13 protein-coding genes and 1 rRNA gene (1 of these 14 running past the window's edge) are annotated in these 12,724 nt (G+C 43.9%); 4 read left to right on the forward strand and 10 right to left on the reverse strand.

Features of this window, described 5'->3' with window-relative positions:
* Window positions 1-1,510: ribosomal RNA gene (locus PUN35_RS10120) — 16S ribosomal RNA — on the reverse strand (it extends 40 nt beyond the left edge of the window).
* 291 nt (window positions 1,511-1,801) lie between these two features.
* On the reverse strand, window positions 1,802-2,686 hold the full coding sequence (locus PUN35_RS10125; protein ID WP_003243727.1) for a nucleotidyltransferase-like protein: 885 nt from the start codon (window positions 2,684-2,686) through the stop codon (window positions 1,802-1,804).
* Between the two features lie 207 nt (window positions 2,687-2,893).
* Here PUN35_RS10125 and PUN35_RS10130 point away from each other — a divergent pair, with 207 nt between their 5' ends.
* On the forward strand, window positions 2,894-3,247 hold the full coding sequence (locus PUN35_RS10130) for a YgzB family protein (protein ID WP_014479226.1): 354 nt from the start codon (window positions 2,894-2,896) through the stop codon (window positions 3,245-3,247).
* Between the two features lie 34 nt (window positions 3,248-3,281).
* Here PUN35_RS10130 and perR read toward each other — a convergent pair whose 3' ends face one another.
* Together perR and bcp are read right to left on the reverse strand one after the other, a co-directional pair.
* Window positions 3,282-3,719: a peroxide-responsive transcriptional repressor PerR gene (gene perR / locus PUN35_RS10135; protein ID WP_003223285.1), complete on the reverse strand. Its 438-nt coding sequence runs from the start codon at window positions 3,717-3,719 to the stop codon at window positions 3,282-3,284.
* A 122-nt stretch (window positions 3,720-3,841) separates the two neighbouring features.
* Window positions 3,842-4,315 (reverse strand): thioredoxin-dependent thiol peroxidase, encoded by a 474-nt coding sequence (gene bcp / locus PUN35_RS10140; RefSeq protein ID WP_003233532.1) that lies wholly within the window; start codon window positions 4,313-4,315, stop codon window positions 3,842-3,844.
* A 151-nt stretch (window positions 4,316-4,466) separates the two neighbouring features.
* Between bcp and PUN35_RS10145 the strand changes: the two genes are divergently transcribed.
* Together PUN35_RS10145 and PUN35_RS10150 are read left to right on the forward strand one after the other, a co-directional pair.
* Window positions 4,467-5,756 (forward strand): glutamate-1-semialdehyde 2,1-aminomutase, encoded by a 1,290-nt coding sequence (locus PUN35_RS10145; protein WP_014479225.1) that lies wholly within the window; start codon window positions 4,467-4,469, stop codon window positions 5,754-5,756.
* 220 nt (window positions 5,757-5,976) lie between these two features.
* Window positions 5,977-7,038 carry an aromatic acid exporter family protein gene (locus PUN35_RS10150; protein ID WP_014479224.1) on the forward strand — a complete coding sequence of 354 codons (1,062 nt, stop codon included), beginning with the start codon at window positions 5,977-5,979 and terminating at the stop codon, window positions 7,036-7,038.
* Between the two features lie 76 nt (window positions 7,039-7,114).
* Here PUN35_RS10150 and PUN35_RS10155 read toward each other — a convergent pair whose 3' ends face one another.
* The 5 genes from PUN35_RS10155 to fabL all read right to left on the reverse strand — a co-directional run bounded on the left by PUN35_RS10155 (window position 7,115) and on the right by fabL (window position 11,127).
* On the reverse strand, window positions 7,115-8,857 hold the full coding sequence (locus PUN35_RS10155; RefSeq protein ID WP_009966836.1) for an ABC transporter ATP-binding protein: 1,743 nt from the start codon (window positions 8,855-8,857) through the stop codon (window positions 7,115-7,117).
* Window positions 8,858-8,944: 87 nt separating this feature from the next.
* Window positions 8,945-9,475, reverse strand: a complete 531-nt coding sequence (locus tag PUN35_RS10160; protein ID WP_003223272.1) for a nucleoside tri-diphosphate phosphatase — start codon at window positions 9,473-9,475, stop codon at window positions 8,945-8,947.
* A gap of 143 nt (window positions 9,476-9,618) precedes the next feature.
* On the reverse strand, window positions 9,619-9,879 hold the full coding sequence (locus PUN35_RS10165) for a YgaB family protein (protein WP_003242708.1): 261 nt from the start codon (window positions 9,877-9,879) through the stop codon (window positions 9,619-9,621).
* Window positions 9,880-10,051: 172 nt separating this feature from the next.
* The gene (gene sspE / locus PUN35_RS10170; protein WP_003233541.1) at window positions 10,052-10,306 is read right to left on the reverse strand and encodes a gamma type acid-soluble spore protein SspE; all 255 of its coding nucleotides are present in this window, start codon (window positions 10,304-10,306) and stop codon (window positions 10,052-10,054) included.
* A gap of 68 nt (window positions 10,307-10,374) precedes the next feature.
* Window positions 10,375-11,127, reverse strand: a complete 753-nt coding sequence (fabL, locus tag PUN35_RS10175; RefSeq protein ID WP_003223262.1) for an enoyl-[acyl-carrier-protein] reductase FabL — start codon at window positions 11,125-11,127, stop codon at window positions 10,375-10,377.
* Window positions 11,128-11,209: 82 nt separating this feature from the next.
* Here fabL and PUN35_RS10180 point away from each other — a divergent pair, with 82 nt between their 5' ends.
* Window positions 11,210-11,434 (forward strand): hypothetical protein, encoded by a 225-nt coding sequence (locus tag PUN35_RS10180; protein ID WP_003233542.1) that lies wholly within the window; start codon window positions 11,210-11,212, stop codon window positions 11,432-11,434.
* A gap of 7 nt (window positions 11,435-11,441) precedes the next feature.
* Here the strand turns inward: PUN35_RS10180 and mutY are convergent, their stop codons facing one another.
* Window positions 11,442-12,551, reverse strand: a complete 1,110-nt coding sequence (mutY, locus tag PUN35_RS10185) for an A/G-specific adenine glycosylase (protein WP_014479222.1) — start codon at window positions 12,549-12,551, stop codon at window positions 11,442-11,444.
* Between the last annotated feature and the right edge of the window lie 173 nt (window positions 12,552-12,724).

A 12,724-nucleotide genomic window follows, 5' to 3' on the forward strand; every position in this document is an offset into this window, starting at 1 on the left:
TGTTACGACTTCACCCCAATCATCTGTCCCACCTTCGGCGGCTGGCTCCTAAAAGGTTACCTCACCGACTTCGGGTGTTACAAACTCTCGTGGTGTGACGGGCGGTGTGTACAAGGCCCGGGAACGTATTCACCGCGGCATGCTGATCCGCGATTACTAGCGATTCCAGCTTCACGCAGTCGAGTTGCAGACTGCGATCCGAACTGAGAACAGATTTGTGGGATTGGCTTAACCTCGCGGTTTCGCTGCCCTTTGTTCTGTCCATTGTAGCACGTGTGTAGCCCAGGTCATAAGGGGCATGATGATTTGACGTCATCCCCACCTTCCTCCGGTTTGTCACCGGCAGTCACCTTAGAGTGCCCAACTGAATGCTGGCAACTAAGATCAAGGGTTGCGCTCGTTGCGGGACTTAACCCAACATCTCACGACACGAGCTGACGACAACCATGCACCACCTGTCACTCTGCCCCCGAAGGGGACGTCCTATCTCTAGGATTGTCAGAGGATGTCAAGACCTGGTAAGGTTCTTCGCGTTGCTTCGAATTAAACCACATGCTCCACCGCTTGTGCGGGCCCCCGTCAATTCCTTTGAGTTTCAGTCTTGCGACCGTACTCCCCAGGCGGAGTGCTTAATGCGTTAGCTGCAGCACTAAGGGGCGGAAACCCCCTAACACTTAGCACTCATCGTTTACGGCGTGGACTACCAGGGTATCTAATCCTGTTCGCTCCCCACGCTTTCGCTCCTCAGCGTCAGTTACAGACCAGAGAGTCGCCTTCGCCACTGGTGTTCCTCCACATCTCTACGCATTTCACCGCTACACGTGGAATTCCACTCTCCTCTTCTGCACTCAAGTTCCCCAGTTTCCAATGACCCTCCCCGGTTGAGCCGGGGGCTTTCACATCAGACTTAAGAAACCGCCTGCGAGCCCTTTACGCCCAATAATTCCGGACAACGCTTGCCACCTACGTATTACCGCGGCTGCTGGCACGTAGTTAGCCGTGGCTTTCTGGTTAGGTACCGTCAAGGTACCGCCCTATTCGAACGGTACTTGTTCTTCCCTAACAACAGAGCTTTACGATCCGAAAACCTTCATCACTCACGCGGCGTTGCTCCGTCAGACTTTCGTCCATTGCGGAAGATTCCCTACTGCTGCCTCCCGTAGGAGTCTGGGCCGTGTCTCAGTCCCAGTGTGGCCGATCACCCTCTCAGGTCGGCTACGCATCGTCGCCTTGGTGAGCCGTTACCTCACCAACTAGCTAATGCGCCGCGGGTCCATCTGTAAGTGGTAGCCGAAGCCACCTTTTATGTTTGAACCATGCGGTTCAAACAACCATCCAGTATTAGCCCCGGTTTCCCGGAGTTATCCCAGTCTTACAGGCAGGTTACCCACGTGTTACTCACCCGTCCGCCGCTAACATCAGGGAGCAAGCTCCCATCTGTCCGCTCGACTTGCATGTATTAGGCACGCCGCCAGCGTTCGTCCTGAGCCAGGATCAAACTCTCCGATAAATGGATCACAGGTTAAGTTCACCGCATCTCGCGGTGACACCTGTGTGACCTGCGTCGTGCAGGCCCTAGTTTGACTGACTACGCACATCGCTGTGCGATTTTTAAAAATGAATTAACAGGTACGTTTTGTCTTGTTTAGTTTTCAAAGATCATTTTCACTTCTTGTTGAAGCGACTTTATTAATATAACATTTTGACTTTCTTTTGTCAAATGTTTTTTTGATTTATTTTCCCGCCGCTGTGAGCTTGTTTTCTCAGAAGCGCATCAGCGACGTTTAATAATATAACACGGTCAAGAATCAGAGTCAACACCTTTTTTAAAAGAATATCCTCGGTGATAGACAGCCTGTCCTTTCGTTTCTATCTGGCAGACGTTGATAAGTCCCTTTTCTGTCAAGTAATCAAGCATAACGCCAAGATCTTGGGTAAAGTGCTTTAGGTCATGATGTTGAAGAAGCTCACCGAATTGCCAAATGTCTTTTTCTTTCATTACTTCGAAAAGATGCGCCGAACCGATCTCGGCTTTGGAATGGATGAGAAAATCATTTGCTAAGAATAATAATTCAAGTCTTTTTTCCAGGCTCTCGTGACTTTCAATCAGCTCGGAATATAACTTGTACACTTGCGGCTCCATCTGGCGCACTTGGCTCCACACCGTGGTTTCGGGATGGAATCCTCTGTCGATTACTTCAATACGTGCTAAATGATGCAGCGCATGAACAACGGCGTTGTAGGCATCTAAAAATTGATTGGCTTCAAAAAAAGCTTTCCCTTCAACATACCTTCTGATTAATTTGCCGTATTCGAGTCCGATCTTCAGTTTACGTTCGGCAAACGGAAATGTATTCAGCCTGTCAATCAGTTCAACTACGTATTCATTACGGTCAAACAAGACTCTGCCATTTACAATCCAATCTATGATTCTTCTATTTGTTCCAAGCAAAATCCATTCTTGAATCTGAGAATCTGTTACCACATGCAAAGAAGCTGTTTGATGATCAAATTCATAATGCTTTATAAAAACTGGCTCATCAGCATCCTTTACAATCACCAGCAAAGCTGCATCAAAGTTATCTGTTAAGGAAGATGTTTTGTTTCTTCTCTCAATCATAATGACAGCCAATGTATTGGGGTGACTTGCTCTTTCTTGGTAAATTGGACGGAGAAGATTTTCCATCACTATTCCTCCAATGCAATTGTTCAAATTTTTTTATTCTCTATTTGATTCAATTCTATGGTTAAAACGAAATTCCTTTTTTCTAAACACATTGAACTATTATAAACAATTTCACAGTAACTCTCCATATGTAAATTCCAGTTCAACCGAAAACATGAAGAAAATCCCATCGGGTTTGTGCTATAGTTAAATCAGAGGGGGATGGACATGGCGAAATACTCCAGCAAAATTAATAAAATCAGAACATTTGCGTTAAGTTTGGTTTTCGTTGGGTTTATCATTATGTACATCGGGATCTTTTTCAAAGAGTCAGTTTTGCTTTCTAGTTTGTTTATGATACTTGGGCTTTTATCCATCGGTCTCAGCACGGTAGTTTACTTTTGGATCGGAATGCTTTCGACTAAAGCGGTTCGCGTCATTTGTCCAGGCTGTGATAAAGAGACAAAGGTTTTAGGAAGAGTCGATATGTGCATGCATTGCCGAGAGCCGCTGACTTTAGATAAGGGATTAGAAGGAAAAGAATTTGATGAGTCTTATAATAAAAAGAAAATGTCGAAATAAAATAAGCTGACCGTTTCGTGCGGTCAGCTTATTTTTAATGATTTTCTTTTTTCGAACACTCTTGGCAGACGCCGTAAATTTCTAAACGGTGGTGGCTTACCTTGAAGCCTGTGACGTGGGCAGCGAGCTGTTCCACTTCATCAAGGCCCGGGTAGTGGAAGTCCACAATTTTACCGCAGTTTTCGCAAATCGCGTGATAGTGATCAGATGTCACAAAATCGAATCTGCTGGAAGCATCACCGTATGTGAGCTCTTTTACCAAACCTGATTCCCGGAACACACGCAAATTGTTATATACTGTCGCTACGCTCATGTTAGGAAATTTCCCTTCCAGAGCTTTATATATATCGTCCGCTGTTGGATGAGCCATAGAGTTAACGAGATATTCCAGAATCGCATGACGTTGAGGAGTAATGCGAACTCCGGTTTCCTTCAACGTTTCTAAGGCTTCTTTTAGTTCATGTGCAGCCATCCGTCATGCACCTCTCTTCTAAAAAAAATTCTTACATTGTAATGTTTATAATTAGTGTAACTCTTTCTACGATAATTTGTCAATTGATATCAGGGTAAAAGTAAGCATAGGCTCATAGAGATTTACTTTTCCGACATATCTTTGAGGGTTTGAAGCGCTTCGGCTACATGGTCCTTTACTTTTACTTTTCTCCATTCTTTAATGAGCCGGCCTTCTTTATCAATTAAAAAAGTGGAACGCTCGATTCCCATATACTCTTTTCCAAAGTTTTTCTTCAGCTTCCACACATCAAATGCTTCCGCCAGCTTATGCTCGTCATCTACAAGAAGCAGAAATGGAAGGTTATGCTTCTCTTTAAATTTTCCGTGTTTTTCCTGGCTGTCCGGGCTGACGCCAATAATGACGGCATCCAGTTCAGCGAAGCTTTCGTGACTGTCCCGAAAATCGCATGCTTCAGTTGTACATCCCGGTGTCATGTCCTTTGGATAAAAATAAAGCACGATGTACTTTCCTTTATAATCCGATAATTTTACTGTTTCCCCATGATCGCCTTTCAACTCAAGATCAGGCGCTTTTTGTCCGATTTCTATAGTCATTACGTTACCTCCGGATGTTTTTTATTAAGCGTATCCAATTCTTGTCCAGATTACAACCATCTCAGCTGAATCTGAAGCCCGAAGCCATTGTTCTTGTTCGGAAGCATGCTACAATAGAAAGGACGCATGGAGATATAGGAGGTTTTTATTCTTGCATACAAAATCAATTGAACTTCACAATGAGGCATTACAGCACATTGTCGGCGGTGTAAACAGCCCGTCTAGATCATATAAAGCAGTCGGCGGCGGTTCTCCTGTTGCAATGGAGAAAGCAAGCGGCGCTTATTTTTGGGATGTGGACGGCAACAAATACATCGATTATTTAGCGGCGTACGGTCCGATTATTACAGGACATGCCCACCCGCATATTACAGAAGCGATTAAAAAAGCGGCAGAGAACGGTGTATTGTATGGAACACCAACGAAACACGAGGTTACATTTGCAAAGATGCTCAAAGAAGCCATTCCCGCTATGGACAAAGTAAGATTCGTCAATTCGGGTACAGAAGCCGTTATGACGACCATCCGCGTGGCTCGCGCATATACAGGCCGGACAAAAATCATTAAATTTGCGGGCTGTTATCACGGGCATTCGGACCTTGTGCTTGTCGCCGCAGGCTCCGGCCCGTCTACTCTTGGCACACCAGACTCAGCCGGTGTACCGAAAAGCATTGCAAACGAAGTGATCACAGTACCATTTAATGATATCAATAGCTATAAAGCGGCTCTTGATAAATGGGGCAGTGAAATCGCGGCGGTTCTCGTTGAACCGATTGTCGGCAACTTCGGTATCGTGGAGCCGAAAGAGGGCTTCTTAGAAAAAGTAAATGAATTGACACATAATGCAGGCGCTCTCGTTATTTACGATGAAGTCATTACGGCTTTCCGCTTTATGTATGGCGGCGCGCAGGATCTCTTACAGGTGAAACCAGATTTAACAGCACTCGGGAAAATTATCGGCGGCGGACTTCCGATTGGCGCCTATGGCGGCAAACAAGAAATCATGGAGCAGGTAGCTCCGCTAGGACCTGCTTATCAGGCAGGAACAATGGCAGGGAACCCCGCTTCCATCCTATCAGGCATCGCTTGTCTGGAAGTGCTCAAAGAAAAAGGCGTGTATGAAAAGCTTGATCACCTTGGCGCTATGCTTGAGGAAGGTATTTTGAAGCACGCAGAAACACACGGCATCACCATTACGGTCAACCGGTTAAAAGGTGCGCTCACGGTATATTTCTCTGATGAGAAAGTGGAAAATTACGAGCAGGCTGAACGGAGTGACGGAGAAACATTCGCTACGTTTTTTAAGCTGATGCTGGAACGCGGAATTAATTTAGCACCTTCTAAGTATGAAGCTTGGTTTATTACCACAGCACATACAGAGCAGGATATTAAAGACACGCTTGCAGCGGTCGAGGATGCATTTAAACATCTAAAAAACTAGAATCAAATACCTTGAACAGGAGCTTTGAGCTCCTGTTTTTTTTATGGAATCAAACAGCGTGTAAGATTTTGGTCTTTTTCTAGAAAAATAGCTTGAATATTTGTATCGATCCCTGTATATTACTTAATTGTTTAGCAAATAAACTAACCGGGAATTTTAAGGATTAGCCCATTTGCTATGTCACACAATTTACTATAGAAAGGAATGCACGCACAAACCAATGAAACTTGGTGCCCGCATTTTCAAAACCGGGATTGCGATTACACTTGCCCTTTATTTGGCTTCGTGGATCGGGCTTCCCGCGCCGATTTTCGCTGGAATTGCAGCGATATTTGCGATCCAGCCGTCGATTTACCGCTCTTTTCTCATTATTATTGACCAGGTTCAAGCAAATATCATCGGAGCTGTGATTGCCACAGTGTTCGGCCTTATTTTCGGACCCAGCCCGATTATGATCGGGTTAACAGCAGTTATTGTCATTACAATCATGCTGAAACTTAAAATTGAACATACAATTTCAATTGCTCTTGTAACAGTTATTGCGATATTAGAATCCGCCGGTGACGACTTTTTAATGTTCGCGCTGATCAGAACAAGCACAGTCATCTTAGGGGTGCTTTCTTCCTTTATCGTCAACCTTGTGTTTTTGCCTCCTAAGTACGAAACAAAGCTGATTCATAATACCGTCGAAAACACCGAAGAAATTATGAAGTGGATCAGATTGTCCATGCGGCAGTCGACAGAGCATTCGATTTTGAAAGAGGATATTGAAAAACTGAAAGAAAAAATGATCAAGCTTGATCAGACATATCTTCTATATAAAGAAGAAAGAAGTTACTTTAAGAAAACGACTTATGTGAAATCAAGAAAGCTTGTCCTGTTCAGACAGGCCATTATTACTGCAAATCGGGCGCTTGATACATTGAAGAAGCTGCATCGTCTGGAAAACGAGATCTATCATATGCCGGAAGAGTTTCAGGAAACACTGACTGAAGAACTTGATTACCTGCTTTACTGGCACGAACGGATTTTGATGAGGTTTGTCGGAAAAATCAAGCCGCATGATGACGCGGTTGAAGAAGGCATCCAGTATAAGCAGCTTTTAACAAAGTCATTTTTAAAAAATCAGCAAAATACGGATGAGGAGCTTATTGATTACAACATGCTCAATATTATGGCAAGCGCCGTGGAATATCGCGAGCAGCTTGAACATTTAGAAACACTTATCACAAGTTTTCAAACGTATCATCCGAAAGACTGCGAAATAGAAACAGAAGAGTAACCCGGTTAAACAGCCGGGTTTTTTTATATACAAAAAAATCTTATATCCTTCGTTAAAAGGATATAAGATTGATGTTTTAGTTCAAATTTTGAATGGTAAATAAATGCTTGTACTGGCTCTCATAGTCCATGAGTTCATCATGGGTTCCGATTTCAATGATTGTGCCGTTTTCCATGACAACAATCTTATCCGCATGGGTGATTGTCGATAAACGGTGGGCGACAACAAAAGTTGTTCTATCCTTCGCCAGTTTGTCCATCGCTTCTTGAATGTAATGCTCACTTTCCAAATCCAGAGCTGATGTAGCTTCATCTAAAATGAGGAGCGGCGGATTTTTCAGGAATACCCGCGCAATTGAGATCCGCTGCTTTTGTCCGCCTGAAAGCTTAACGCCTCGTTCTCCCACCCGGGTCTCATATCCTTCTGGAAAACTCATGATAAATTCATGGGCATTTGCAGCTTTGGCGGCTTCGATTATCTCTTCAAGGGTGGCATCAGGCTTGCCGATCGCGATATTTTCCCGAATCGTTTCACTAAATAAAAAGGTATCCTGAAGCACCATACCAACCTGGTTGCGAAGGCTTCTTGCTTCATAATCGCGAATATCCGTCCCATCAATCAGCAGTCTGCCGCTTGTTACATCATAAAATCTTGGGATCAGGCTGACGAGCGTTGATTTTCCTCCTCCGCTCATGCCGACGAGAGCTACAGTTTCTCCTCTATTTACTTTTAAGGATACATCATGAAGAATATTTTCTTTGTCCTTCTCATATTGAAACGAAACGTTTTGAAACTCCACTCCTCCGCGAATCTGATCGGCCTTTATCGCATTTGGTTTGTCAGTGAGTTCATAGGGCTCGTCAATAAATTCAAACACCCTGTCCATTGATGCGATTGACTGTGTCAATGTTGTAGAGGAATTGATCAGCCTTCTAACAGGGTTGTACATTCTGTCAATATATCCGACAAACGCGACCATTGTTCCGACTGTCAGCGGTCCATTAATGACAAAATACCCGGCGCACGCTATGACGATGAGCGGCGCCAAATCTGTAATGGTATTAACGACCGCAAAGGTTTTGGCGTTCCAATTCGTGTGGCGGATGGCTTTATCTAAGAAATGCCCGTTTTTCTCATTAAATTGAGCCTGTTCATGATCTTCTATCGCAAAGCTTCTGATGACAGGCATGCCTTGAATGCGTTCGTGCAAATGCCCCTGCACTTGAGCAAGAGCCTGTGAGCGCTCCCTTGTCAGCTTTCGTAAACGGCCGTAAAAATACTTCACTGATATTCCGTATAATGGGAATAAAACGATAGAGATCAGCGTTAATTTAACGTCCAGTGTGAGCATGATCGAGATTACAATCAAAATCGTCAGCATATCGAGCCATATATTCATAAGCCCTGTGATGACGAAATCCTTTGTTTGTTCTACATCATTAATCACTCGGGAAATGACTTCCCCTGTTCTTGTATTCGCGTAAAAACGTAGGCTCAGTTTTTGTATATGGTCAAACAGCTTAGCTCTTATATCATAAAGCACCTTGCTGGCAGTCCACTGGGCAAAATATTGCCGGTAATATTCAACAGGCGGGCGCAAAATTAAAAATAAGGCGAACATGATCGCCATAATCGTGAACAATGACGTGGTTTTGTCACTGGCCGTGCCGCCTCCTTGAATAATGTCGTCAACTACGTACTTCAGAAGCAATGGGAGAGCAAGCGGAATGGAGAATTTTACGATCCCGATTAACACTGTAACGAAAATTTGCTTCTTATAAGGTTTGACGAATTGCATGTAGCGTTTCATAACCCCCACGTTGATTCCCCCTCTCTCTTTATCATGATGTGTGTGAGCCCATGTGAAAAACCTGTTGTACCCCGCAACAGGTTTTTTACGTAACCATTATTTTGTATAGCGCAAATACCGTTCATACCACATATCGACAAACTCGGGCGCAAACGGTCCCTGACGCTGGTGAATCCAATGGAGCAGCGTATTTAAGTAGTCTCTTAAAATACTGTCGATTTCTTTTGGATAATTCATGGCTTTCCGATGATCATCATATTCGTCTTCATCGAGAATATTGTAGGTCATGTCAGGAAAAACCTTAACATCTAAGTCATAATCAATATATTTAATTGCTTCGCCATCATAGGCAAACGGAGAACTGATGTTGCAATAATAATGAACCCCGTCTTCCCTCAGCATCCCGATGACATTAAACCATTGTCTTGCGTGAAAATAACAGATTGCGGGCTCTCTGGTTATCCATGTCCGGCCGTCTGATTCGGTTACCATCGTCCGGTCATTGGCTCCGATGACACACATTTCTGTACTTTTTAAGATTGTTGTCTCATTCCAAATTCTATGAATCAGCCCGTTGTGCTTATAGCTGTGAATTTGAATGGTTTCTCCTTCCTTGGGATAGCCCATATTTCTCCCCTACTTTCTATAAAGCCCTACAGTTAGTATGTCCAAATTTGCTTACCGACAACGTCTTTTACCTATTATAACGTTACAAATTGAAAAATGAAAATAAAAGAGCCATTCCGGCCGGGGAATGGCACATTCCTGCACTACACAAAGGAAGACGGCTTTTCTGAGCTGCGATATGAACGAATGACCTGCTCTGTCTGCTTTTGAAACATATCCTGTATATCGGCAAGGTGTTTCCGTTTTACCGCAATTTCAGCCTGAATCCCACGCAGCCTTGCATCCCTTTCCAAATGCCGGAGTTCCGCCTCAATTTGTTTGCAGCGGTCGAGCTCTGATTGGAGATCGAGAAGCTTATCCATCGTTTTCATCTGTTCACTTACCAGCTTTTCAAATTCGGTCATCGGTTCCTCCTTCAGCCTGATGAAAGTATAAACATTTCCTCCTTTAATCATTTCGATCTCCGTAAAGCAAACCCTTTGACTCATTCTGTAGACCTTCCACAAGTTTTGTCGTTTTTCAAACAGAAAAAAGCACTTCCACCCGAAGATGAAGTGCTTTTTTCTGTTTCAGTGATTAGCTGTTTTGTTGTTTGTTTTGTTCAGCAGATTGGTTTTGCTGTCTTACCTGCTGTGCGTCAGTTTCACTAGCGAATTCAGTGCCGAATTGACCTTGTTGTCCAGCTGATTGCTGGTTTTGTTTTCTGACTTGCTGAGCGTTTGTTTCGCTAGCAAATTCAGTGCCAAATTGACCTTGACCAGCAGCTGATTGTTGGTTTTGTTTTCTAACTTGTTGAGCGTTTGTTTTGCTGAAGTTATTTGAGTTAGCCATTGTTATCACCTCCACGGTCATTAGAATGTGCAGGTGATCGTATAGCTATTCCTCTTTTTTAAAAATTTTTAAACGAGCAGTGAGCGTCCGCCGTCAACGATAATTGTCTGTCCGCGGATCATGTCAGCCTTGGAAGACACTAGAAACTCAACAGTATCAACCATGTCTTTAATTTCGACCATGCGTCCCGCCGGCGTGTTTTGGCGCGCATCCTCAAGCAGATCTTCTCTATTCGGGAAGTGTTTCAGCGCATCTGTGTCGATCGCTCCGCCTGAAACAGCATTGACGATAATTTGTTTTGGTGAAAGCTCAACGGCAAGATAACGGGTTAAAGCCTCTAACGCTGCTTTTGATACACCGACCGTGGTGTAGTTTTCAAGATAGCGGATAGAGCCTAATGAACTGATGCTGACAATATGCCCGCCTCCGTTCTTCTCCATTAGCTTGGCAGCTTCCTGAGCGCAGAAAAGCAATGCTTTCGCATTAATGTTCATCGTCCAGTCCCAGTGTGTTTCTTCTAATTCCATGACAGGTCTTAGTACTCCTGAAGCGGCATTATTGACAAAAACATCAAGTCTGCCGAACGTTTCATCAATTTGCTGAAACATTTCTTTGATTTTTGCAGGCTGTCCTACGTTTGCTTTTACGACAAGCACTTTAACGCCAAGCTTTTCAATTTCTTCCGCTGTTTCTAATGCTGCTTTTTTGCTGCGTGCATAGTTAATGACGATGTTATAGCCGTTCTCAGCAAGTCTGATCGCGGCCGCTTTTCCGACACCGCGGCTGCTTCCTGTTACGAGTGCACATTTATTTTGTTCCATTTTTCCTCATCTCCTTGTAGCGTATAGTTCTTTTATTTCCACAAACAATAATGGCAAGAACTTTTAAAGGGGGTCTTCTGTTATGTATGTCGGACGTGATATGAGCGAATTGAACATGGTTTCCAAAAAAGATTGGAAGAACAGTGAACTCGCTTATTTTCATCATGCCTTTCAGCAAATTATGCCTTATTTGAACGAAGAAGGCCAATCAAAATACCGGGAATTAACGCAAGAAATTGAAGCGCGCGGCGGAATGAAGCGCAATGAAGCGGACTACAGCCACGGCACGCGCGTCTCTTACGATTAAGAATGGTTTACGGAGCAGCCGAGATGGCGGCTGCTTCTACTGCCATCTTCCAGATTTTTTGATGTGATACCGGGAACGCAAATTGTTCGAGCTCTTCTTTCGTTACTTTTTTCAGCTTGCTGGTATCCGACACTTGTTTTACTTTACCGAAAAACACTGAAATATTCCATACCAGGTGGGTGAAAACATGCTCGACTACACCTTGCAGATCACTGATATCAGCTTGTATGCCATATTCGTTTTCTAAGAAAGCAATGAGCTGTTCACGCTCAGTTTTGATCCCTTTTTGTGTTTCAAGATTCGGAAATTCCCACAGGTTGGCGAGCAAACCTTTAGACGGCCGTTTGTGGATATACACTTGTCCGTCTTCATCAGTCAGTACGATCGCGGCCATGGTTTTGATCCCGGGCTTTTTCTTTTTGCTTTTTACCGGAAGCTCCCGTTCAGTGCCTTCTTCAAATGCTGAGCAATGCTGCTGAACCGGGCAAAGCAGGCATGAGGGTGATTTTGGCGTACAGATCAAGGCTCCAAGCTCCATCAAGCCCTGATTAAATTCAGATGGTTTTTCTTTGGAAATAAAAGCTCGTATGGCGTCTTCAAAGATCGTTCTTGTTTTTGGTTTGGCAATATCATCCCAAATAGATAGAATCCTGGACATGACACGCATCACATTTCCGTCAACCGCGGGAATGGGTTTATTGTAGGCAATGCTGAGCACCGCTCCCTTTGTATAAGGGCCGACGCCTTTTAACCCGCCAAAATCTTTCTCGTCTGGAGGAACAATGCCGCCGTATTCCTGTTTCACTTCTTTTACCGCGCTTTGCAGGTTTCTGACTCGCGAATAATAGCCGAGCCCTTCCCATGCTTTCAGCACCTTTTCTTCATCAGCATCAGCGAGCGCTTCCACTGTCGGGAATTGTTCCACAAACCGGAGAAAGTAAGGAATCACTGTCTCTACTCTCGTTTGCTGCAGCATCACTTCAGATACCCACACCTTATATGGATCTTGGTCCTCTCTCCACGGCAAAACGCGCTGCTCTCGTTCAAACCATGAGATTAAATCATCGCGAAATTGCTGTATGTCTTTTTGTTTTAATTTGTCTTCAAGTACGTTCATATGTGTTTCTCCCCAGTCTTTCGCGCCCCGCTTTTCTTTAGACTGTTTTTTGTTGTACACTAAGGGCACAGTACGATAATATGTTACATTAAATAGTAATAAAGAAAAAGCGGAAACATATGAGAACGATTGAATCAGTTTAAAAATTGGGTATATGAAAATGGGGAATTTCT

Origin of the sequence: Bacillus sp. N3378-2at, from assembly GCF_033412715.1 — a bacterium.
GTDB lineage: Bacteria > Bacillota > Bacilli > Bacillales > Bacillaceae > Bacillus > Bacillus subtilis.

Coding starts and splice junctions, on each gene's coding strand:
- fabL (WP_003223262.1), bottom strand. CDS start 11,127: ATGGAACAAAATAAATGTGCACTCGTAACAGGAAGCAGCCGCGGTGTC.
- bcp (WP_003233532.1), bottom strand. CDS start 4,315: ATGACTATAGAAATCGGACAAAAAGCGCCTGATCTTGAGTTGAAAGGC.
- PUN35_RS10180 (WP_003233542.1), top strand. CDS start 11,210: ATGTATGTCGGACGTGATATGAGCGAATTGAACATGGTTTCCAAAAAA.
- PUN35_RS10165 (WP_003242708.1), bottom strand. CDS start 9,879: ATGACCGAATTTGAAAAGCTGGTAAGTGAACAGATGAAAACGATGGAT.
- sspE (WP_003233541.1), bottom strand. CDS start 10,306: ATGGCTAACTCAAATAACTTCAGCAAAACAAACGCTCAACAAGTTAGA.
- PUN35_RS10125 (WP_003243727.1), bottom strand. CDS start 2,686: ATGGAAAATCTTCTCCGTCCAATTTACCAAGAAAGAGCAAGTCACCCC.
- PUN35_RS10150 (WP_014479224.1), top strand. CDS start 5,977: ATGAAACTTGGTGCCCGCATTTTCAAAACCGGGATTGCGATTACACTT.
- perR (WP_003223285.1), bottom strand. CDS start 3,719: ATGGCTGCACATGAACTAAAAGAAGCCTTAGAAACGTTGAAGGAAACC.
- PUN35_RS10130 (WP_014479226.1), top strand. CDS start 2,894: ATGGCGAAATACTCCAGCAAAATTAATAAAATCAGAACATTTGCGTTA.
- PUN35_RS10160 (WP_003223272.1), bottom strand. CDS start 9,475: ATGGGCTATCCCAAGGAAGGAGAAACCATTCAAATTCACAGCTATAAG.
- mutY (WP_014479222.1), bottom strand. CDS start 12,551: ATGAACGTACTTGAAGACAAATTAAAACAAAAAGACATACAGCAATTT.